General features: G+C 61.3%; 19 protein-coding genes. 13 read left to right on the forward strand and 6 right to left on the reverse strand.

Features of this window, described 5'->3' with window-relative positions; genetic code table 11:
* Window positions 1-38 precede the first annotated feature (38 nt).
* The gene (rimI, locus tag M1E02_RS06230; RefSeq protein WP_479377238.1) at window positions 39-497 is read left to right on the forward strand and encodes a ribosomal protein S18-alanine N-acetyltransferase; all 459 of its coding nucleotides are present in this window, start codon (window positions 39-41) and stop codon (window positions 495-497) included.
* The gene (tsaD, locus tag M1E02_RS06235; protein WP_479377239.1) at window positions 494-1,576 is read left to right on the forward strand and encodes a tRNA (adenosine(37)-N6)-threonylcarbamoyltransferase complex transferase subunit TsaD; all 1,083 of its coding nucleotides are present in this window, start codon (window positions 494-496) and stop codon (window positions 1,574-1,576) included. Before rimI ends, tsaD begins: the two co-directional genes overlap by 4 nt.
* On the opposite strand, the gene M1E02_RS06240 is transcribed toward tsaD, so the two are convergent.
* The 3 genes from M1E02_RS06240 to M1E02_RS06250 all read right to left on the reverse strand — a co-directional run bounded on the left by M1E02_RS06240 (window position 1,573) and on the right by M1E02_RS06250 (window position 4,075).
* Entirely contained in the window at window positions 1,573-2,439 is an 867-nt protein-coding gene (locus M1E02_RS06240) for a VanW family protein (protein WP_479377240.1), read from the reverse strand. The two genes, tsaD and M1E02_RS06240, sit on opposite strands and share 4 nt — an antisense overlap.
* A 119-nt stretch (window positions 2,440-2,558) precedes the next feature.
* On the reverse strand, window positions 2,559-3,710 hold the full coding sequence (locus M1E02_RS06245) for a glutamate--cysteine ligase (protein WP_479377241.1): 1,152 nt from the start codon (window positions 3,708-3,710) through the stop codon (window positions 2,559-2,561).
* Window positions 3,711-3,865: 155 nt separating this feature from the next.
* Window positions 3,866-4,075 carry a hypothetical protein gene (locus tag M1E02_RS06250; protein WP_479377242.1) on the reverse strand — a complete coding sequence of 70 codons (210 nt, stop codon included), beginning with the start codon at window positions 4,073-4,075 and terminating at the stop codon, window positions 3,866-3,868.
* Between the two features lie 79 nt (window positions 4,076-4,154).
* Between M1E02_RS06250 and M1E02_RS06255 the strand changes: the two genes are divergently transcribed.
* The 4 genes from M1E02_RS06255 (at window position 4,155) to M1E02_RS06270 (ending at window position 7,981) form a co-directional block, all read left to right on the forward strand.
* Window positions 4,155-5,588 (forward strand): glycoside hydrolase family 3 protein, encoded by a 1,434-nt coding sequence (locus tag M1E02_RS06255; protein ID WP_479378081.1) that lies wholly within the window; start codon window positions 4,155-4,157, stop codon window positions 5,586-5,588.
* 46 nt (window positions 5,589-5,634) lie between these two features.
* Window positions 5,635-6,768 carry a GTP-binding protein gene (locus M1E02_RS06260; RefSeq protein ID WP_479377243.1) on the forward strand — a complete coding sequence of 378 codons (1,134 nt, stop codon included), beginning with the start codon at window positions 5,635-5,637 and terminating at the stop codon, window positions 6,766-6,768.
* A 42-nt stretch (window positions 6,769-6,810) separates the two neighbouring features.
* Window positions 6,811-6,933 (forward strand): type B 50S ribosomal protein L36, encoded by a 123-nt coding sequence (gene ykgO, locus M1E02_RS06265; protein WP_011693081.1) that lies wholly within the window; start codon window positions 6,811-6,813, stop codon window positions 6,931-6,933.
* A 202-nt stretch (window positions 6,934-7,135) separates the two neighbouring features.
* On the forward strand, window positions 7,136-7,981 hold the full coding sequence (locus tag M1E02_RS06270) for a shikimate 5-dehydrogenase (RefSeq protein WP_479377244.1): 846 nt from the start codon (window positions 7,136-7,138) through the stop codon (window positions 7,979-7,981).
* Between the two features lie 19 nt (window positions 7,982-8,000).
* On the opposite strand, the gene M1E02_RS06275 is transcribed toward M1E02_RS06270, so the two are convergent.
* Window positions 8,001-9,239, reverse strand: a complete 1,239-nt coding sequence (locus M1E02_RS06275; RefSeq protein WP_479377245.1) for a THUMP-like domain-containing protein — start codon at window positions 9,237-9,239, stop codon at window positions 8,001-8,003.
* Between the two features lie 56 nt (window positions 9,240-9,295).
* Here M1E02_RS06275 and M1E02_RS06280 point away from each other — a divergent pair, with 56 nt between their 5' ends.
* From M1E02_RS06280 to M1E02_RS06310, 7 genes are all read left to right on the forward strand, one after another.
* Entirely contained in the window at window positions 9,296-9,679 is a 384-nt protein-coding gene (locus tag M1E02_RS06280) for a hypothetical protein (RefSeq protein WP_479377246.1), read from the forward strand.
* Window positions 9,680-9,906: 227 nt separating this feature from the next.
* Window positions 9,907-10,203, forward strand: a complete 297-nt coding sequence (gene groES, locus M1E02_RS06285) for a co-chaperone GroES (protein ID WP_050054380.1) — start codon at window positions 9,907-9,909, stop codon at window positions 10,201-10,203.
* 82 nt (window positions 10,204-10,285) lie between these two features.
* Complete coding sequence (groL, locus tag M1E02_RS06290; protein ID WP_479377247.1) at window positions 10,286-11,896, forward strand: chaperonin GroEL; 1,611 nt, start codon at window positions 10,286-10,288, stop codon at window positions 11,894-11,896.
* Between the two features lie 206 nt (window positions 11,897-12,102).
* Window positions 12,103-14,184, forward strand: a complete 2,082-nt coding sequence (locus M1E02_RS06295) for an acyltransferase family protein (protein ID WP_479377248.1) — start codon at window positions 12,103-12,105, stop codon at window positions 14,182-14,184.
* The gene (locus M1E02_RS06300) at window positions 14,184-16,232 is read left to right on the forward strand and encodes an acyltransferase family protein (protein ID WP_479377249.1); all 2,049 of its coding nucleotides are present in this window, start codon (window positions 14,184-14,186) and stop codon (window positions 16,230-16,232) included. Before M1E02_RS06295 ends, M1E02_RS06300 begins: the two co-directional genes overlap by 1 nt.
* Before the next feature lie 204 nt (window positions 16,233-16,436).
* Window positions 16,437-17,948, forward strand: coding sequence for an IMP dehydrogenase (gene guaB, locus M1E02_RS06305; RefSeq protein WP_479377250.1), 1,512 nt, complete (start codon window positions 16,437-16,439; stop codon window positions 17,946-17,948).
* Window positions 17,949-18,073: 125 nt separating this feature from the next.
* Window positions 18,074-19,921, forward strand: a complete 1,848-nt coding sequence (locus tag M1E02_RS06310; RefSeq protein ID WP_479377251.1) for an ABC transporter ATP-binding protein — start codon at window positions 18,074-18,076, stop codon at window positions 19,919-19,921.
* Here M1E02_RS06310 and M1E02_RS06315 read toward each other — a convergent pair.
* Complete coding sequence (locus M1E02_RS06315; protein ID WP_479377252.1) at window positions 19,918-20,565, reverse strand: hypothetical protein; 648 nt, start codon at window positions 20,563-20,565, stop codon at window positions 19,918-19,920. The genes M1E02_RS06310 and M1E02_RS06315 overlap by 4 nt on opposite strands.
* Window positions 20,562-21,194, reverse strand: a complete 633-nt coding sequence (locus tag M1E02_RS06320; RefSeq protein WP_479377253.1) for a hypothetical protein — start codon at window positions 21,192-21,194, stop codon at window positions 20,562-20,564. Before M1E02_RS06320 ends, M1E02_RS06315 begins: the two co-directional genes overlap by 4 nt.
* Window positions 21,195-21,241 lie beyond the last annotated feature (47 nt).

Below are 21,241 nucleotides of genomic sequence, written 5' to 3' on the forward strand. Positions count from 1 at the left end.
GGGGCTATGAGGACGCGGACAATGTGATTTTGCGGGAAATGACAGCAGAGGACATTCCTGCAGTACACCAGCTTGAACGCAGACTCTTTCCTGTGGACGCCTGGCCCTTGCAGATGTTCGTCGACGAACTGGGCCAGTCAGACACCCGCCACTATCTGGTCGCGGAAACGGCAGGAACCATCGTGGGTTATGCCGGGCTCATGTGCATCCAGCCCATAGCTGATGTCCAGACGATCGCGGTGATCCCGGAGCAGGAAGGCAAGGGTATCGGCTCGGCCTTGCTAACCGCGTTGATCGGGGAAAGCCGCCGCCGGAATGCAGAAGACGTGTTGCTCGAGGTCCGGGCCGACAATCCCCGCGCCCAGCAGCTCTACATCCGCTTCGGTTTTGAGCAGATCCACGTCCGGCCCCGGTACTACCGGGACGGCGTGGACGCCCTGATCATGCGGCTCCAACTTTCGGAAACAGCGCCCACAACGGAAGCAGAACGCCCATGAACGGCAATGAGCCGTTGGTCCTTGGAATCGAATCATCCTGCGACGAGACCGGCGTCGGCATTGTGCGGGGAGCCACCCTGCTGAGTAATACGGTGTCGTCCTCCATGGAAGAACATGTCCGGTTTGGCGGCGTGATACCTGAGATTGCTTCCCGGGCCCATCTCGACGCATTTGTTCCCACCCTCCAGCAGTCACTCGCCGAGGCGGGTGTCACCCTGGACGAGGTCGACGCCGTCGCGGTCACTGCCGGTCCGGGCCTGGCCGGGGCACTCATGGTGGGGGTCTGCGCTGCGAAGGCGCTCGCCGTGGCCACCGGCAAACCCCTGTATGCCATCAACCACCTGGTGGCGCACGTAGGAGTAGGCGTGCTGGAGGCTGACGGTGAAAGGCGAGGAGACCTTCCGCAGAATCTTGGAGCCCTGCTGGTTTCCGGGGGTCACACTGAAATACTTCGGATCAGGAGCATCACCGACGACGTGGAGATGCTCGGCTCCACCATCGATGACGCAGCCGGAGAAGCTTACGACAAAGTGGCGAGGCTACTCGGACTGGGCTACCCGGGAGGACCGGCCATCGACAAGATCGCGCGAACCGGAAACGCCAAGGCAATCCGCTTCCCACGGGGACTGACCCAGCCGAAGTATATGGGCACGGCCGAGGAACCCGGCCCCCACCGGTACGACTGGTCCTTCAGCGGCCTTAAGACCGCCGTCGCGCGCTGCGTTGAACAGTTTGAGGCACGTGGGGAGGCCGTTCCCGTTGCGGACGTCGCGGCAGCCTTCCAGGAGGCAGTGGTGGATGTGATCACGTCCAAAGCTGTCCTTGCCTGCCGGGAGAACGGCATCACCAGCCTGCTTCTTGGCGGGGGAGTGGCCGCCAATTCCCGGCTTCGGCAGCTGACCGGTGAACGTTGCATCGCTGCAGGGATTACGCTGCACGTCCCTCCCTTGGAACTCTGCACCGATAACGGCGCCATGGTGGCAGCCCTCGGAGCCCAGCTCATGATGGCCGGCATCGGACCCAGCGGGATAGCTTTCGCGCCGGATTCATCCATGCCGGTCACCACCATTTCGGCCTAGACGAGGGTGTTGTAAGCCTCGGGACGCACGATTGCTTCCTGTGGCAGGATGTCCGCTGAAATGAGATCCCGGTCGTAGACCACCAGCGCATTGTTTTCCAGAATCTGCTCTCTGGAGACGATCAGGCCGCTCCGTTTATCCCTGGTCAGCCGGACAATCCTGTTGTGCCGGAAAACCTGCCCGCCGGACTCCTGGAAGTAGGCATCTTCTTCTTTGATATGGAACTTCACCGCGGGGACCTTCTCCGCCCGCAGCTCGCCGCACAGGTGCTCATCGGTGACAGATACCAAGAACTGAAAGCTCTGGTCGGTGTCATTGCGGACGCGGTAGTCGAGGTAGTTGTAGATGATGGACGTCCCGGATCCGAAGGGGATCTGCCTGTTAAAGTCAGGGAACAGGTCCAGTTCGCCGTGGTGATGGTGTTCCACAATGGTCAGTTCGCTGTGAAGGACCATCCAGTGCAGGAGGTTTGTGAACTGGCACAGCCCGCCGCCGATCCCTGACTCAGCCCGGCCGTTATTGATGGTGAGACCTTCGCGATAGCCTTTGGTGGCTGTGCAGCTTCCCACCAGATTCCAGAACGAAAACGTCTCGCCGGGCCTGATCTCCACGCGGTTCACCAACGGTGCGGCGATTCCGAGGCTGACGGCTTTATTCTCCTGAAAGCGCAGGTCCACGTTGCCGAGCTTCCTGCGGATCAGGGAGTTGTGCCGGTAGACAACCACCGGCAGCGTTTCGCCACCTCTGACAGCGGCGAACTTTGCCTCGGAAAAGACGTCCTGGAGCTTTCGGTGGAGGACCATCCGCTGTACCGATATCCAGTACGTCAACGGCGACAACTCACAGAACAACTTACGCGGCATACAGTATTTCCCCCGGATCGAACCCTGCATGGCATCGTGCCACACCCTTGAAGTTTCCGTTTCCGGGACTTTGGTTACACCGGTCGTGAACTAATTCTTTGCCCCCAAACGGCTCCCCTTCAGGCTGTGGGTCCGTTCCTCATCTGCTTCACGAGGTCCAGGACCACAGCCTGCAGATTCCCACCGTTTTCGGCCGCCACACGGCGCTGCCGTTGGTAGCCGGCGCCCCTGCGGATGATCTTTTCGACGTCGGCCAGCTCATCCGCGCAACGGAGCTTAGCGGCGACAGGTTCCAGCCGATTGAGTGTTTCCAGGAGGTGGTCGGTCACCAGCTGTTCATTGCCCTTGGCGTCCAGGATGATGATGGCGTCCATGCCGTACCGGGCCGCCCGCCATTTGTTCTCCTGGACGTGCCACGGAGGCATGGTGGGAATGGTGCCGCCGTTATCAAGAGTGGTGGAGAATTCGTCGACGAGGCACTGGGTCAGGGCAGCCACGGCCCCCACTTCCTCAAGCGTCGCCAAGCCATCGCAGATCCGCATCTCGATGGTTCCCAGATTCGGCACGGGGCGTATGTCCCAGCGGATTTCCGAGATGGTGTCGATGACCCCCGTCGTGAACATGTCCTGCACATACGATTCGTATTCATCCCAGGTGGAGAACTGGAACGGAAGGCCCGCGGTGGGAAGTTGCTGGAACATCAGGGCCCGGTGGGAGGCGTAACCGGTATCCTCGCCGCCCCAGAACGGACTTGAGGCAGAGAGCGCCTGGAAGTGAGGGAAATAGTTGACCAGGCCGTCCACAACGGGAAGGGCTTTTTCCTTACGTTCCAGGCCAACGTGGACGTGGACGCCGTAGATCACCATCTGCCTGCCCCACCACTGGGTGCGATCGATCAGCTTGGCGTAGCGGGCCTTGTCGGTGACGGGCTGAAGCTGCGGAGGGCTGAATGGGTGACTTCCCGCGCAGAAGACTTCCACGCCCATGGGGTCGGTGACCTCGCGTACTGCGGCGAGGGAACTGCTGAGGTCTTCTTTTGCCTGGGCCACCGTCTCACAGATGCCGGTCACGAGCTCCACCGTGTTCAGCAGAAGCTCCTGCTTGATGTGCGGGTGTTCGTCGTCGTCATTCAGTTCCGGGTGATTGGCGGCAACACCGCGCAGTACCTCATTGGCCACAGAGGCCAGTTCGCCGGTTTCAGCGTTGACGAGCGCAAGCTCCCATTCCACTCCAAGAGTTGATTGCCTGGAGGCAGCAAAATCAATCTTCATGTGGTCCCTTTACGTTTTACCTGCCGTTGCCCGCTGCCTCCCCCAGAGCGGGCAACCGTGCCTCAAGTCTAGTGCAGGGGTAGCATCGGTATGATGGCCTGGTTTCAAAGCGCACGTGACAGTTTTCACATCGGCCCCCTTCGGAATGGCAGCATTTACCCTGATGCTCCAAGGAATGCTCGTTCCAGCGGTTCTGCCACAGGAACCCTGACGATAATTTTCGCGACCGTCCTGTTGACTGCCGCCTGCACGCCTGCGCCCACCGGAGGCGAGACGCCGTCCCCATCCGCCGGTTCGTCGGCTCCCGTTGCCACCGCCTCACCATCGGCTCCGGAATCGACGACGGCGGCACCTCCGTCCGCCACTGACTCACCGGGCGGTGAACAACTGGGATGGGGCCCCGGGCAGAAGGATTCGGACGCCGCGTCTGCAGCGGTGTCTGCTATGACGGTCAGCCAGAAGGCGGGCCAGGTTCTTTTGCCGTTCTACCAGGGCCTGGACCATAGTGCCCAGACGGCCGCGATTGAGCGGCTGCATCTCGCGGGCTCCATAGTCATGGCGGACAATGTGCCAGGGACTCCCGACGGGCAGGTCGATGCGCCAGCCATGGGCAAGGTCACCGCGGACCTGCAGAAGGCCGCTATGGCCGACGGCCGGAAGTGGCCGGGGATGATCGCCGTCGACCAGGAAGGGGGCCTGGTGTCCAGGCTCCGCTCACCACTCACCGAATGGCCTACGCCCATGAGCTACGGGGCTGCCGGAGATCCCTCCTTGGCTTCCGACGCCGGGCGCTCGCTGGCGGGTGAACTGGCGGGGCTGGGATTCAACGTGGATTTTGCTCCCGACGCCGACGTCACCATAGGCCCGACGGATCCGACCATCGGGTCACGCTCAATATCAGGGAGCCCTGAAACAGTCGGCCAAATGTCTGTCGGCTTTTCCCAGGGCATGCTGGCCGCAGGGGTGCTTCCGGCCATCAAGCATTTTCCCGGCCATGGGTCCGTTACGGTCGACTCGCACCTGGATCTTCCCGTTCAGGCCGCCACCACAGCGCAGCTGGAGTCAAGGGACTGGTTGCCGTTCAAGGCGGGTATTGCTGCCGGCGTTCCCATGGTGATGACGGGGCACATCGCCGTGCCTGCCCTGGAACCCGGTATGCCTGCATCGGTGTCCAAAGCAACCTACACAGTACTGCGCAGCATTGGATTCAAGGGAGTTGCGGTTACCGACGCCCTGAACATGGAGGCTATTCAGAAACAGTTTCCGGGCGGTTCCGCTGCGCCCAAGGCTTTGGCGGCAGGCGCGGATCTCCTGCTGATGCCATCCGACGTTGAGGCCTCCCATCACGCCATTGTTGCGGCCGTGGAAAATGGCTCGCTCGCCAAGGAACGACTGGATGAGGCCGCCCAGCGGGTTGCAACAATGATGATCTGGCGCGGACGGACAGCCGTTCCGCCGGCACCCGGCCCGGGCAGCAGCGCAGATCTGTCACGGAAACTTTCGGCGGCTGCGGTCACTGTACTTTCTGGTCCTTGCCAGGGACCAATCATCCACGGCGGTGTCATGCTGGCCGGAGGTTCGGAAGCGGACCGTGCGCGCTTTGCGAAAGCCGCAGCGAGCGCCGGAGTCACCATCGGAACTGGCCCAACGGTCGGCCTCATGGGTTTTGGTGCAGGGCCTGTTAAAGCCGACGTCGCCGTCTCCCTCGACGCACCCTGGCCCCTGGCTTCATCAACGGCCGCCACTCGGATCGCTCTGTACGGGCGCACGCCAGGCGCTTTTGACGCACTGCTTGCGGTCCTCACCGGCAAGGCTGCAGCACCCGGAAAGCTGCCGGTCGACGTCGGAACTTATCCGAGGGGTTCTGGGTGCCCCTAACTGCAGCCAGTTGCTAATGAGAATGATTGTCATCTAAGCTCGGGGAATGCATTTATCCCTTGTCAGTTCCCTCGATACCCAGTGCCGTCAGGAAGCAACCTTCCGCTTGGGGGAGACCCATACAAATTCCGTAGTGGTGCATCATGATCTCCTTGAGGGGTACGTTGTACTGCGCCGGATATTTCGGAACGGTGTTCTGATCGAGCGGGCAGAGACACCGCTGGAGCATGGCTGCCTCAGCTGCACCGTCCGGCTCGACGTGGTGCCCACGGTGGAGCGGCTGATGGAGACGGACTGCACCCATGTGGTACTCGGCCTACCGCCCGGAGTTGCCACGGGATTGGTGGTTGCAGAGCTGACCGCGCGGCTTGGTGCCAACATCTTTATTGACAATGCCGTGCTCGCGGTCGATCCGGCCGAACTCGAGCACCAGATCTGGGACAGGCACACACTCTTCGAATCCGGATTCACGTCGGCGCGGGGAGATGACCGTACCAGCGGAGAGTTCCTGATCGCCGAATTCGCTCATGTGGACACCGTGATGGTCCAAGCCGGCCTCGGCGCCCAACTCGCCGGCAGCGTGGACAAGGAATCAAGCGACTGGCACTCCGGCATTCAACTTATGACGCAACTGGCACCCCATGCCGTTCTTGTGGAGGCTCAGGACGACTTCCGTCCCCGCTGCTACGACAGGCTGGAAGCCGTATCACGCTCACGGCTCGGTGCCGTCCGGGTTCCTGTCCGGGACCGCTCCGGGGATTTCTGCACCGTGCTGCACAGTGTTGAGCGGCCCCTTCATCCAGAACGTTTCCGGGAGGCGCTGCCTCGACTGGCCGCAGGATCACATTGGCTGCGGGGAAGGCTCTGGATGGCGTCCGCTCCGGCCCAGAGGATCGGCCTGATGGGCATCGGTCCCCGTGTCTGGCTGGAAAATACCGGCCGCTGGATGGCGGACCAGGAAGAGGGACTCTCTAACAACACGGCCGACGCCGAGGCCGTGCTTGCCTGGCACCCGAAGTTCGGTGACCGGAGCACGGTGGTGGCGGTTACTGGCCGCGATGAAGACATCGACGGCGGCGAGATCCGCTCCCTGCTTGATGCCTGCCAGTTGACTGACGAAGAGATGGCCCAGGACTTCGCCACCCTTGAGGATCCCTGGGAGCTGGAAAGCAGTCTGTAAAAATGCCGGCACATTGCCGGTGACAACCATTGAAGGAGAGATATGAAGGTCAGGAATTCACTGCGCGCCCTGAAAAAGATCCCGGGCGCCCAAATCGTCCGCCGAAGAGGAAGAACATTCGTCATCAACAAAAAGAATCCGCGAATGAAAGCCCGCCAGGGCTGAAATGAGTTAAGAGACGCCTCAGGGGTCCCCGCCCGAGGAACGAGGGCGGGGAAAAGGCGGAACGGAAAGCCCGCCAGGGCTGAAATGAGTTAAGAGACGCCTCAGGGGTCCCCGCCCGAGGAACGAGGGCGGGGAAGAGGCGGAACGGAAAGCCCGCCAGTGCTGGCGGTTTAATGGTGCTGTGCCCATTTTGAATAAAGACATGACCTTATGCATCTCGCTGTCGGCCCGGCCGAGCAATAACGGGACGCGTTTCCATAACCACCTGTATGAGCAGCTTGGCCTCAACTGGATCTACAAGGCGTTTGCCCCCACGGATCTGGGCCAGGCGATCGCGGGTGTTCGCGGGCTGGGCATCAGGGGCTGCGCCATCTCCATGCCCTATAAGGAAGATGTCATCGAGCTGATTGACGTCATGGATCCTTCCGCGAAGGCCATTGACTCGGTCAACACCATCGTCAACGACGCAGGCAGGCTTACGGCGTACAACACCGACTACGCGGCCATCGAACAGTTGCTGCAGCGAAACGAGGTCCCTAGCGACTACTCAGTGCTGCTCAAAGGGTCAGGAGGCATGGCGAAGGCCACGGCGGCTGCCCTCCGTGACGCCGGCTTCCGGGACGTGACCATCGTTGCCCGGAACGAGGCCTCGGGGCGCTCGCTGGCGGAGCTTTACGGCTTCAGCTGGCAGGCACAGGCGGATGGGGATAGCGACGGTCCGACGAGGGGGACCAATGGGGCAGGCAAGGCGGAAATGATCATCAACGTCACACCCGTTGGTATGGCAGGAGGTAAAGCCGGGGGAGCGGAGGCGAACGGTCTGTCATTCCCGCCTCGGGCGATTGATGCTGCAAAGGTGGTTTTCGATGTCGTCGCGTTACCGGCGGAAACGCCGTTGATTGCAGCAGGGAGAGCGGCCGGTAAGACGGTTATTACGGGGGCAGAGGTAGCCACCATCCAGGCGTTGGAGCAGTTTGTGCTCTACACCGGAATCAGGCCCACAGATGCCCAGGTTCGGGCAGCGGAGGAGTTCATGCGGGCGCAGTAAACCTGCGCGTCGAGCCGGGCTAAGGCACCTGGACTGGCTCCACAGAGATGGCCACCCGGTCCTCGCCGATCCTGGTGAGAACCAGGGTTGCCGACTTCTTGGAGGCGTTCCTTCCTGAGGACTTGCCACCGGGGAGCAACTGCTTGCGGAGTTCTTCAGGTGTTACGGAGGTGCCCCGCTTTTTGATGTCCAGCACGCCGATGCCGTTATCTTTTACCCACGATTTCAAAGCTTTGACGTTGTACGGCATGACTTCGAGAATCCTGTAGGCGCGGGCAAAAGGTGTATCCCTCAGATCCGCTGCGCAGATGTAGGCAATGTGCTCGTCCACCAGATGGCCATCGAGTTCAAGCGCGACGTCGGCTACTAGACCTGCGCGGATGACGGCACCGTCAGGTTCATAGAGGTAGCCTTCGACCGGCCCCACAGGGGCTACCGGACCGCCGTCGAAATCTTCCTCGCTGGTAATTTCCGCAGCCCCCTGGGCTCCCAGCAGCAGGGCGGCGCGGCGGACTCCAGGCCGGCGCACGGCGTTGAACCAGAGGGCCACTTCCGTGACGTCTCCGCCAACCGATACCCACTGGGCTTCACATCCGGCCGGTACAGAGTCATGCGGGATGCCGGGTCCCATCTTGACACCAACAGAGCGGCCCGATTTGGCAAGGGATTCAACGAAAGAGAGTGGAGGTGAGAAATCCTCCGGGTCCCAGATCCGCCGGGTTCCCGAAGTGGAGGTCGTGCGGCGCGCCGGATCCATCCACACGCCGTCGATGCCTTCAAGGGAGAGTGTGGTGGCGTCGGCATGGACCACGCTGGCGTTCGGGAACGGAATAAGGTTCATAGTGGCGCAGGCTGCAGTGGTTTCATCCTGCTCCACGGCAGTAACGCGAATGTCCAGCGATGCAAGGGCCATGGAGTCCGCACCAAGACCGCAGCCGAGGTCGGCCACATGTTCGATGCCCGCCTTGAGGTACCGTTCTGCGTGGCGCGCGGCAACCGGGAGGCGGGTGGACTGTTCCAACCCGGCCGGTGTGAAGATCATTTGACGGGCAAACTCACCGAATTTGCCCTCCGCCTTGGTGCGAAGGCGCGACTGGGTAAGGACGGCTGAGACGAGGGCAGGCGAGTGCCCGGCTTTTCTCAGCGCCGCATTCTGCTGGAAAGCCTCCGCTTCCCGGTAGGGACCCAGTGAAGCAAGCAGCTCCCACCCCTCGCTGGTCAGCAGTGGGGCAATAAGGTCCTGTGTTGCGTCAGCCATGCAATCAACCCTAGTGGAGGCCATGACTCGCCGGTGTCCCCGCTAGGGTTGAAGACATGGAAGAGCATGAAGAACAGCAGGCAGCTGCAAACAACCAAATTAACGCCGACGGCATCGTGAAGTACGCCCGGCCGGCCCTGATAGCGGCAGCTGCTGTCGCCGTCATCAGCCTTGCACTGCTGGTCATCATCTTCGCGCTCGATTCCTTCAACGCCACCGTGTACTCGGTGGGCGGCAAGAACATCAATGATCCCGGCGACGAAGCCAGGGATATCCGGGAGCTGTACTCAGCTGTCCGCGTCGGCGGCGTCGTTGTCCTCATCGCCTCGGCAGCAACAGCTATCGCCGCAGCCATTGTTTTGTTCCGCAGCCTTAACTCGCAGCAGAACAGGGAAGACAACGGTGAGAACCTTGGATTTGACGACCTGGCGGACTCCTAACCGTTGCCTGAACGTTTCCCAGTGTGTTCACCCGCGACGAAATTCTGGCACTCGCCTTGACCGAGTGCTAACGGTTACATAGAGTCTTCATTAGCACTCTCCCTAGGAGGGTGCTAACACATGAAGAACTGCCAGCCCGGCTGCTGCCGGCACCCGCGACGACGGTTTGCCAGCCAAAGGCACAGTTTTACTGTCCATGAATTTGCTGACGAAAAGGAGAGGTCCGAGTGTCGGTCTCTATTAAGCCTCTTGAGGATCGTATTGTTGTCCGCCCGCTCGAAGCCGAGCAGACCACGGCTTCCGGCCTGGTCATCCCGGACTCCGCACAGGAGAAGCCGCAGGAAGGCGAAGTTGTTGCAGTAGGCCCCGGCCGCTTTGACGACAACGGCAACCGCGTTCCCCTCGATGTCGCTGAAGGCGATGTCGTAATCTACTCGAAGTACGGCGGAACCGAAGTCAAGCACAGCGGCACCGAGTACCTCGTGCTGTCCGCCCGCGACGTTCTGGCGATCGTCGTTAAGTAACTCCTGGACCCCGCGCAGCTGGCTCGTCTGACTTGTCTGACGCTCAGCGGCGCGGGGTTTCTGTCTTTGAAAGGACACAACCATGGCAAAGCAGCTTGCGTTTAATGACGCTGCCCGCCGGTCGCTCGAAGCCGGCATCGATAAGCTCGCCAATACCGTCAAGGTGACGCTGGGCCCGCGCGGCCGCAACGTTGTTTTGGACAAGAAGTGGGGAGCTCCCACTATCACCAACGACGGCGTGACCATCGCCCGCGAAGTCGAATTGGATGACCCTTACGAAAACCTTGGTGCCCAGCTGGCCAAGGAAGTCGCTACCAAGACCAACGACGTCGCCGGTGACGGCACCACCACCGCAACCGTACTGGCACAGGCCCTGGTCAAGGAAGGCCTGCGCAACGTTGCTGCCGGCGCTGCCCCCGGCCAGATCAAGCGCGGCATCGAGGTCTCTGTCGAGGCCGTCGCCGCCCGTCTGCTCGAGAACGCCCGGCCGGTCGAGGGAACCCAGGTAGCCAACGTTGCAGCCATCTCGGCGCAGAGCGACGAGGTTGGCGAACTCCTGGCTGAAGCATTCGGCAAGGTTGGCAAGGATGGTGTGATCACCATTGAAGAGTCTTCCACCACCCAGACTGAACTGGTCCTCACCGAGGGCATGCAGTTCGACAAGGGCTACCTCTCCCCGTACTTCGTCACTGACGCAGAACGCCAGGAAGCTGTCCTCGAAGACGCACTGATCCTGATCAACCAGGGCAAGATCTCCTCAGTGCAGGAATTCCTGCCGCTGCTGGAGAAGGCACTGCAGAGCTCCAAGCCGCTCTTCATCATTGCTGAAGACGTCGACGGCGAGGCACTGTCCACCCTGATCGTCAACCGCATCCGCGGCACCCTGAACGTGGTTGCCGTCAAGGCTCCGGGCTTCGGCGACCGCCGCAAGGCAATGCTTCAGGACATCGCCACCCTTACCGGTGCGCAGGTAGTGTCCCCGGAGCTTGGCCTGAGCCTGGACACGGTTGGCCTCGAGGTTCTGGGTACGGCCCGCCGCATCACAGTGACCAAGGACAACACCACCATCGTCGACGGCGCCGGCACGGCTGAGGACGTCGCAGCACGGGTCTCCCAGCTGCGCGCCGAGCTGACCCGCACCGACTCCGACTGGGACAAGGAAAAGCTCCAGGAGCGCCTCGCCAAGCTGGCCGGTGGCATCGGAGTTATCAAGGTCGGCGCAGCCACCGAGGTGGAGCTGAAGGAAAAGAAGCACCGCATTGAGGATGCTGTCTCGTCCACGCGTGCCGCTCTTGAAGAAGGCATCGTTGCCGGTGGCGGTTCCGCCCTGATCCACGCCCTGAAGGCGTTGGATGAGGATCCGGCCGTCCAGGCACTCGATGGTGACGCAGCAGCTGCTGTTGGCATCGTGCGCCGTGCCCTCGTCCAGCCCCTGCGCTGGATCGCCCAGAACGCCGGCTTCGACGGCTACGTCGTGGTCGCCAAGGTGGCAGACGCAGAACTCCACCACGGGTTCAACGCCAAGTCCGGGCAGTACGAAGACCTCATCGCTGCCGGCGTTATCGACCCCGTCAAGGTGACTCGTGCGGCACTCCGTAACGCAGCGTCCATCGCAGCACTGGTCCTCACCACCGAGACCCTTGTTGTCGAAAAGCCTGCGGAAGAAGAAGAACACGCAGGCCACCAGCACTAGCTGAACCTGCAGTTCGCACAAAAAGCTCCGGCCGGAAAATCCTGGCCGGAGCTTTTTGCTTTCCCTTCACGAAACCGCCGGCCAATTCCCAGAAAAGCGTGAACTAATAGCCCCCGGGGACAAGCCGGCCCATGCTGTGGATTGGTACTAAAGATCACGAATCGGTAACATGGATGTTTTGATTAGGCGCTCCGAAGGGTTTTTCTTTGTCTGTTGCGAGAACCGCGATGCCGCCACGCCGTCATAGCGGTGTCCCGAATTCGCGTCGAAAATCTACCTTCCGCCCGGAAATTCAGGGCCTGCGGTCCCTTGCAGTGCTCATGGTGGTCAGTTATCACGTATGGTTCGGACGGGTTTCAGGCGGAGTGGATGTCTTCCTTCTGATCTCCGCCTTCCTGATGACTCTGCAGTTCGTGGCACGGTTCGAGCAACGTGTTCCGGTGAGCCTCCTGCAGCACTGGCTCCACCTTTTCCGCAGGCTCCTCCCTGCCGCTGTGACCGTGATCATCGCGACCCTGCTGGCCACTTTTCTGTTCCTTCCCCGGACCCGGTGGCTGGAAATCATTCAGCAGGGCTGGGCCTCCTTGGCATACACCCAAAATTGGCTGCTCCAGAGCGAGGCTGTGGATTACTATGCAACAGACCACAGCCTGGCCAGCCCTCTTCAGCATTTCTGGTCACTGTCCATCCAAGGGCAGGTCTTTATTCTTTGGCCGCTGATTTTCGTAATCAGCGCTTGGGCGGCCAGGAAATACCGGCTGCATTACCGGCCCCTCCTTGTTTATGTTTTTGGCGCCATTTTTGTGATTTCGCTGGGGTATTCTGTCTACTTCACGGCCAGCAATCAGGCCGAGGCTTACTTTGACACGTGGGCCCGTCTTTGGGAATTTGCGCTGGGGACACTCGTGGCCCTTATCCTCCCGGGACTGCGCCTGGCCCGGACGGTTCGCGTCGTGCTGGGCTGGGTGGGCATCGTTGCCATGCTGACATGCGGCATCCTCCTCAACGTCCAGGCCGCCTTCCCCGGCGAGGCTGCACTGTGGCCCACGCTTTCAGCGGCCTGCGTTATTGCGGCCGGCCAAACCAGGAGCACCCTTGGGGTGGACAGGATTCTCAGTTCCAAATTACTGGTGAAACTCGGCGACAACTCCTATGCGCTGTATCTGTGGCACTGGCCCATACTTGTCATCGGGCTGGCATGGAGTGGCAAAGAGCATGCCGGGTGGCTGTCCGGGACTTTCATCATCGCAGCGTCGGTGATTCTCGCGTTTCTCACTACCCATTTTCTCGAAAAGCCCTGGAGGGAATGGAAGTGGCCGGACGTCAACAGGCGCCGTTCGGCCTTGGCCATCCTGCTGTGCGCCGTAGTTTGCGCCACTCCGCTGGTTGGGTGGCGGTTCGGCATTGAATCCGAAGCCAAGGCATTGGCTGCGCAAGGTGACAAAGATAATCCGGGAGCACAAGCCATGCTGCCTGGTTTCGCATACGCTGGCGCCACCGATGCCAAAACCAAACCCGATTTGTCCAGTCTCCCGGAGGACTGGCCGACGGAACTTGGCGAATGTAAGTCCTTGCCTGGAAGCACGGATGCAGTAGGCAGGACCGAATGTGACACCGGCGAGACGTCAAATCCGACACGAACGATCGTGATCTTCGGAAGCTCACACACTTTCGTTCTCGCCACGCCATTTCTGGAAATAGCCAAAAAGAACAATTGGCGGGTCATCACCATCACAGGGAGCTTCTGCCCCTTGACCCAAGGAGCCGACAGCACCGTTCCCGAAGGATGTCCTCAGTTCATCGACGAACAGGTCCACAGCATTATCGAAAAGGACCCCGACGTTGTTGTCACCACCAGCACCCGGGCAGGATATTCGGACACCGATGCCGAGTATCTGGATCCGGGGTGGGAGCCTACGGTGAAGAAGTTCACCGATGCAGGGGTGCCTGTTTTCGCTATCCGTGATACTCCCAGGTTCGACAGGCGGGGTGCCACCTCCGGCCCTGACTGCATCGCGGCCCATCCTGACAGCACTGCCGGTTGCTCGGTTCCCAGGGCGGACGTACTCGATCCCGTCGATCCCACCCTTGCCGTCAGGGACCAGCTGCCCGGAGTGCATTTCGCGGACTATTCCAATTACTTGTGCTCGCAAATCGTTTGCCCGGCTGTCATCGGAAACGTCATCGTCTACAAGGACGCCAATCACTTAACAGCTACTTTTACCAGCACGCTCGCGCCGATCATCGAGAAGGATTTCCTGGCGTTCACCGGATGGAAGCAGCCTTGATGCGGACGGAAAAGGCGGTTGCCGTTAAGCCGATCCCCCGCAAGGAGCACTTTCTTTCCGAGGTCCAAGGGCTCCGGGCACTCGCCGTACTGATGGTGGTCACATATCATGTGTGGCTTGGCCGAGTCTCCGGAGGCGTCGATGTTTTCCTTCTCATTTCCGCGTTCCTGCTGACCCTATCCTTTGCCCGCAAAGCGGAGGCCAGGAAGCCCTTACGGCTGATCAGTTACTGGCTGCACCTTTTCAAACGGCTGCTGCCGGCCGCCGTCGTCGTCATTCTGGGCGTACTGATAGGCACTTGGGCGATTCTTCCGCCCGGGCGCTGGCCCGACGTGCTTGATCAGGCGTGGGCGTCGCTGCTGTACCGGCAGAACTGGTTGCTGGCCGACACCGCCATTGACTACTACGCGCAGGACCACGCCGCTGCCAGTCCGCTTCAGCACTTCTGGTCGCTATCCATCCAGGGCCAGGTTTTTATCCTCTGGCCACTGATATTTGCCGGTGCGGCAATCCTGCACCGCACCATTCTTCGGCGTACCGGGATCTCCTATCGGCTGCTGCTGGCTGTGGCTTTCGGGGCAATTTTCGCCCTCTCGCTCGCCTTCTCCGTCGAGCAGACCGCCACCAACCAGGCCTACGCCTACTTCGACACACGGACGCGCCTATGGGAATTCGCACTGGGCTCCCTGCTTGCCCTGGCCCTTCCGTTCATAAGACCCGGAAAGCTCGTGAGGACAGTCCTCGGCTGGACGGGGCTTATCGCCATGATTTCCTGTGGCCTGCTGCTGACCGTGGAGAGATCCTTCCCAGGCTATGCAGCTTTGTGGCCCACGCTATCGGCCGCTGCCATCATCGTGGCCGGCCAGAGCGGCAGCCGCGTGGGGGTCGACCGACTGCTCAGCTGGAAGCCGCTGGTCGCGCTGGGAAACAACTCGTACGCGCTCTATCTTTGGCACTGGCCTGTGCTGGTGTTCGTCCTGGCCCAACTGGGCATCTCAACACCCAGTCTTGCCCAGGGCCTCGCGATCCTGGCGGTATCTCTGGTCCTTGCAGTGCTCACCACCCGCTTCGTGGAGGCACCTTTGCGGCGGTGGCACTGGCCCGAGCGCAAAACCTGGCGCACCGCCGTCGTCGTCGTGGCGTGTGGAGCCCTTCTCGCCGGACCGGTGGCCCTTTGGCAGACCCAGCTCACGGCGGAGGAGGCTGCGGCCGCGGCGCAGCCGAGGGATCTGACCCCCGGCGCCGCGGCTCTAATGCCGGGGAACGCCGGAAAGCCTACTCCGGAGGCCACCGTTATCCCTGCCCCCGTGGCCATGAAGGATGAGTGGGCAAGCCTGGACGGGCCTTGCACCGGAGCCAATGTCCCGGAAGACCCACTCCTTTCCTCTTGCAGGGAGCTTTCAAAACCGGACGTTGTCACCAAGCGCATCGTTGTTCTTGGGGATTCCCATGCCCAGCAATACATGGCCGCCCTTGGCCCGATCGCCAAGCAGCACGGCTGGGAAGTAGTCACGCTGTTGCTGGGGAACTGCAGGTTCGGTGCGGAGTCACCTGACCGCGTGGTGGAGTGCAATGCGTTCAACAAGGCCAGCTCCGAGTACGTACTGCAGCACCGTCCGGATGCCGTCTTCACCGTAGCGTCCCTGACGCACAAGGAGGCGCCCTTCGAGACGGAAGTCCCCGGCTATGTGGACGGAATCCGGGCGTTCACGGACGCCGGCATCGATGTAGTTGGCATCCGGGACAACCCAAGGTTCACCATCAACATGCCCGAGTGTGTCCAGAAGAAAGGTGCGTCGGCGCCCGAGTGCAATCCGCCCCTGGCCGAATCCCTCGCGGCCTCGTCGCCTTTGGACGATTACAAGGGAAAGGTGGGCCGGCTCTACCTCATGGACATGAGCGACTTCATCTGTGCTCGTGGAACCTGCCCTGCTGTAGTGGGAAATGTTTATGTCTACAAGGACGACAACCACCTCACCAAGACCTATGTCCAAAGCATGATTCCCATGTTTGAGCAACGGCTCCTCGCAGCGACCGGCTGGAAATAGGCGGGAGTCTGCCGAGTGCGGTGGGTGCCGTTGCTCACATTAGGCTCACGGAATATGGGGATCGCCGTGGAGGTTCTAGTATTTATTCAACACTCCTGCATGGACCTCCTGCAGCAATCTCTGCACAGGCCAGTCCCGTAATGACGGGCTGGTCATCGGTTGCAACCCCTGACCGACCCCGTGACCAAGGTAAGAGGCGCACTCATGACCCAGCCCGAACACAACCCCTTCGGCTTCATCGGCCTGACCTACGACGACGTCCTGCTCCTGCCCGGGCACACTGACGTCATCCCTTCCGACGCGGACACTTCCTCCAGGATCTCCAAGCGAATCTCGGTTCACACACCGTTGCTGTCTGCAGCCATGGACACGGTCACTGAGTCCCGTATGGCGATCGCCATGGCCCGCCAGGGCGGCCTCGGCGTTATCCACCGGAACCTGGCCATCGCTGACCAGGCTGACCAGGTGGACCGGGTCAAGCGCAGCGAGTCGGGAATGATCACCAACCCGCTCACCATCGGCCCCGAGGCCACGCTCTCGGAACTGGACGAACTCTGCGCCCAGTACCGCGTTTCAGGGCTTCCCGTAGTGGACGACGGCGGCAGGCTGCTGGGCATCGTAACCAACAGGGACACCCGCTTTGTGCCGGAGTCGGACTTCCCGCTTCGCCTGGTCAGCGACGTCATGACAAAAATGCCGCTCGTCACCGGGCACGTCGGGATCAGCCGCGAAGAGGCCTCCCACAAGCTGGCCACCAACAAGATTGAGAAGCTCCCGCTGGTTGACGAGCAGGGCAGGCTCAAGGGCCTGATCACCACCAAGGACTTCACGAAGGCTGAGCAGTACCCGCTGGCCACCAAGGATGATGAAGGCCGCCTCCGCGTGGGCGCAGCCATCGGCTTCTTCGGTGACGGCTGGGAACGTGCCATGACTCTCGTCGATGCAGGCGTGGATGCACTTTTTGTTGACACCGCAAACGGCCACTCCCAGGGTGTGCTGGACATGATCCGCCGCCTGAAGTCCGATCCCGTCGCCGCACATGTGGACATCATCGGAGGCCAGGCCGCGACCCGGGAGGGCGCACAGGCACTGATCGACGCCGGCGCCGACGGCATCAAGGTTGGCGTGGGGCCCGGCTCCATCTGTACCACCAGGGTTGTGGCAGGGGTCGGCGTTCCACAGATCACTGCGATTTACGAGTCTGCCAAGGCAGCCATCCCCGCGGGTGTTCCTTTGATTGCCGACGGCGGGCTCCAGTATTCCGGCGACATCGGCAAGGCATTGGTTGCCGGGGCGGACACCGTCATGCTGGGTTCCCTGCTGGCAGGCTGTGACGAGTCACCGGGAGAGCTGATCTTTGTGAACGGCAAGCAGTTCAAGAGCTACCGCGGCATGGGTTCGCTCGGTGCCATGCAGTCCCGAGGCAAGAACACCTCGTACTCCAAGGACCGCTACTTCCAGGCAGATGTTTCGGGTGACGACAAGCTGATCCCTGAAGGTATTGAAGGACGCGTCGCCTACCGTGGTCCACTGGCCTCAGTCGCCTACCAGCTGGTTGGTGGCCTGCGTCAAACCATGTTCTACACGGGTGCTCCGACCATCGCCGAACTCAAGGCTCGCGGGAAGTTTGTACGCATCACTCCTGCCGGGCTCAAAGAATCCCACCCGCATGACATCCAGATGACGGTGGAGGCACCGAACTACGGTTCCCGCTGATCCTTCCGACTCAGGCAAGTCCTGCCCATCCCCGTTAGGGATAACTCCATGGATATTCGATGGAATCATCCATTGATTGGTGGGGCCGCTACTCTGGTGTCCGAGCATGGAACTAGGCTGAGGACATGTCTGAAGCACGCCATCCGGCCGAACTGAGTCCCAAGAGGGAACCTCAGCGAAGGCTGGCGGTGAGGCCGTACGCCCAGGCTGTGGCACAGGTTCTCCGGGTCAGTTTTCAGGCCTCGCCGGTCGCCGTCGTAATGAAGGTGGCAGGCTCGCTGATCTCGGCCTTGCTTCCCCTGGTGACGACATACTTCGCGGCACTCACCACAACAGCCCTGGCAGCGGCATACGCCGGTGACTCGGCTGCAGGCCAGCAGGCCGTCGTTTATGTCGTTATCACCGCGGCCCTGGGTTTGTTTTGGGGTGCTTTCAGCAGTGTGGACCGCTACATCCAGCAGCTTATGAGTTTCCGGGTCGGCGCCATCGTGGGGGACCTGATGTATGAGCGTTTCCTGGCTCTCGAATTCTGGCGGTACGACGACAAAGAGACCGTTGACCTCTATGACCGTGCCAAACGGTTTTCTGATTCCTACGCCCGCGTGCTGGACCGGATTGCCGCGATCTTCACCCAACTGGTTTCCGTCATCCTGGCCATCGGAGCACTGCTGCTGGTCAGCTGGTGGATTGCAGTGATTGTGCTGGTGGCGATCGTTCCCAGCGTGTACCTGCAGTTCAAGCTCTCCCGCGAGCAGATCGCGCACTGGAACACCCAGGTTGATTCCCGCCGGCAGCGCCGCATGATCGAGAACAATCTGCTGCGGCCCCAGCACATTGCCGAGATGCGGCTCTACGGAATTGTGCGCTACCTGATGGATCTGCGTTCCAGGTTGAGGGATGCGGACGAGCGCCGGCGCCTGGACTTCCAGAAGCGGTACATCCCCAAGCAGCTCGCTGCAGATGCGCTCCAATACGGTGCGGAAGTTGTTTCGCTTATCTGGGTGGTGGGCCAGATCATCGCCCGGGCCCAGCCGGTGGGGCAGTTCCTATACGTCCAGCAGATTGTGAGCCGGGCTTTGTCCACGGCCAACAACCTCGTCTCATCGCTGAGCTCAATCGATGAGGACCTGGCCAACCTCAAGGACTACGAGCAGTTTATGGCGCTGCCGGTTCACTCCGAACATGCCCCGCCGCTGCTCCAGCCGCCGCAGAAAGTGGAGCTCCGCGACATCCGCTTCACCTACACCGGCAGCGACATAGAAGTCATCCGCGGAATCTCCATGACCATCCAGGAGGGTCAGCACATCGCGATTGTCGGGGAGAACGGGGCCGGAAAGTCCACTCTGATCCGCATCCTGGCCGGACTTTACCGTCCGGATTCAGGACAGGTAATGCTCGACGGCGTTGACCTCGCCGCCGTCGACGTCACCTCTTGGCACCGACACCTGGCCGTATTGAGCCAGGAGTTCCTGAAGTATGAATTTGCGACGGCGGCAGAGAACATCTACTTCGGCGACGTCCACTCGTCCCGTGACGATAACCGGATCCGCAAGGCAGCAGCGGATGCTGAAGCACTCGAGTTCATCAACAAGCTCCCCAACGGCTTGGACAATCACGTCAGCAACTGGATGGAGGATCCGCGCGGACGGAAGGGGAGCGGGCTGTCCGGCGGCCAATGGCAGCGGTTGGCGATGGCCCGGAACTTCTACCGCGACGCTTCGTTCATGGTGATGGATGAGCCCACATCGGCCATTGATGCCTTGGCCGAGCACCGGATATTCTCCCGCCTCTTCGCAGAGCGCAGCAGTACCATCATCGCCATCAGCCACCGGTTGGCAACCATAGAAAAGGCTGATGTGGTGTACATGCTCGAAGATGGCCGCATCGTGGAGCATGGTACGCACAAGGAACTGGTGGCGCTTCAGGGCCGCTACTTCCGGATGTTCGAATCCCAGCTCAGCCTGGACGTTTAGAGCGGGCCGTAGCTCGCGTTGCCGTAAGGATCGCGCCAGGTGGCCAGATCGTGTTCCACCGCCGTGCGGAGGGCACGGTTCGTCTGGACCCTTCGTCGGAAGGACTCCCGGGCGCGTCCCATAACGACCGAAGGGACGAGGATGCATGCCACCAGGAGAAGCACAATAAGGAGATAGGTTACGGTTACGGCTGCGACTGTAGCGGTCCCGCGGGAAGCGATCCCTGGCAGGGACATGGCCAGGATCCCACCGAGGACCACGGCCAGTACCAACACCATCGCGATGCCCCCGCGGGCCGAGCCAGGGCCGCGGGTTATTTGAAGCCTGTCTGTATTCGGCAGGGTGGTCCTTGCCCGCTTCCAAAAAAATACGCCAAGGATCACCAGAGCAGCGCCCATGAGACCGAGGAACAGGACTCCGGCAAGATTTCCTGACATAACTGAAATGAACACACCACCCAGGAGCATGACGGGTCCGCCGCCGATCGCAGCGCTCCAGCCTGCCGCCCGGCTACCCTGGGAGTCAGCCAGTTGCCGCAGACGGGAAGGCGCATTCGGCGGACTGATCCGGGCAAGTCCCGGGGACAGCCAGTAATCGAGAGGATGAGCGGGTTGTGCGCCAGCGAAAGGAGCTGAAGTTGTCATGCCGCCAAGAGACCCAGCCCCTGGCGCAACCTGTCATCGAGGTCGTCCGCAAGTACAGGAGCGCTGGGAAGGTCTTCGCCCTCGCCGGTGGCCAGTACCAGGGCCCCATCCGGCCCCGCCTTGACGTGCACGGCCCGGAACGAATCGTCTGCAAGGTGCCTGCGGAGCGTTCCCGCCGCCGGCCGTCCGTCCGGCGCGGTGCCAATGTAGAAGTTCACCATTTCGATGGCGGTGGTGAACATGCCTTCGGCGCTGGTCAGGGGGCGCAACTCGTGAACGCCGTACTTGCTAAGGCTCAGGACCAGGGCCCCGTCGGCTGAACCGAAGAGGAAATAGACATGTTCCGCTTTCGGGGTGACCAAAGCGACTTCAAGCCAAGCGTCTGAGGTTGCCAGCACGGAGGTGACGCCGATTGCAGGACCCACGGGCAGAAGACTTTCTCCCTCAACTTTCATGAGCCCGCGTTCCAGGAGAGTGGCCACCCCGGCTTGTTCAAGGGGGGCGCCAGCGGCGTGGTCAAGCCTGAACATGCTCTGGCATTTGAGTGCCGCGCTGGTTCCTGCCAGCGCGATGAGGGCAATTAGTTCATGTTCGGTGATGAGCAGCGGTGCATCGTCTTGATTAGTCATATCAGCCTTCGGTCGACAGTCTCGGTTCAAGTCTAAGGAAGCTCAGC

Source organism: Arthrobacter sp. Z5-13 (assembly GCF_056499105.1).

Excerpts from the sequence above, each read along its gene's own strand:
- rimI (WP_479377238.1), top strand. The coding sequence starts at position 39 with ATGACAGCAGAGGACATTCCTGCAGTACACCAGCTTGAACGCAGACTC.
- tsaD (WP_479377239.1), top strand. The coding sequence starts at position 494 with ATGAACGGCAATGAGCCGTTGGTCCTTGGAATCGAATCATCCTGCGAC.
- M1E02_RS06240 (WP_479377240.1), bottom strand. The coding sequence starts at position 2,439 with ATGCCGCGTAAGTTGTTCTGTGAGTTGTCGCCGTTGACGTACTGGATA.
- M1E02_RS06245 (WP_479377241.1), bottom strand. The coding sequence starts at position 3,710 with ATGAAGATTGATTTTGCTGCCTCCAGGCAATCAACTCTTGGAGTGGAA.
- M1E02_RS06255 (WP_479378081.1), top strand. The coding sequence starts at position 4,155 with ATGACGGTCAGCCAGAAGGCGGGCCAGGTTCTTTTGCCGTTCTACCAG.
- M1E02_RS06260 (WP_479377243.1), top strand. The coding sequence starts at position 5,635 with ATGCATTTATCCCTTGTCAGTTCCCTCGATACCCAGTGCCGTCAGGAA.
- ykgO (WP_011693081.1), top strand. The coding sequence starts at position 6,811 with ATGAAGGTCAGGAATTCACTGCGCGCCCTGAAAAAGATCCCGGGCGCC.
- M1E02_RS06270 (WP_479377244.1), top strand. The coding sequence starts at position 7,136 with ATGACCTTATGCATCTCGCTGTCGGCCCGGCCGAGCAATAACGGGACG.
- M1E02_RS06275 (WP_479377245.1), bottom strand. The coding sequence starts at position 9,239 with ATGGCTGACGCAACACAGGACCTTATTGCCCCACTGCTGACCAGCGAG.
- M1E02_RS06280 (WP_479377246.1), top strand. The coding sequence starts at position 9,296 with ATGGAAGAGCATGAAGAACAGCAGGCAGCTGCAAACAACCAAATTAAC.
- groL (WP_479377247.1), top strand. The coding sequence starts at position 10,286 with ATGGCAAAGCAGCTTGCGTTTAATGACGCTGCCCGCCGGTCGCTCGAA.
- M1E02_RS06300 (WP_479377249.1), top strand. The coding sequence starts at position 14,184 with ATGCGGACGGAAAAGGCGGTTGCCGTTAAGCCGATCCCCCGCAAGGAG.
- guaB (WP_479377250.1), top strand. The coding sequence starts at position 16,437 with ATGACCCAGCCCGAACACAACCCCTTCGGCTTCATCGGCCTGACCTAC.
- M1E02_RS06310 (WP_479377251.1), top strand. The coding sequence starts at position 18,074 with ATGTCTGAAGCACGCCATCCGGCCGAACTGAGTCCCAAGAGGGAACCT.
- M1E02_RS06315 (WP_479377252.1), bottom strand. The coding sequence starts at position 20,565 with ATGACAACTTCAGCTCCTTTCGCTGGCGCACAACCCGCTCATCCTCTC.
- M1E02_RS06320 (WP_479377253.1), bottom strand. The coding sequence starts at position 21,194 with ATGACTAATCAAGACGATGCACCGCTGCTCATCACCGAACATGAACTA.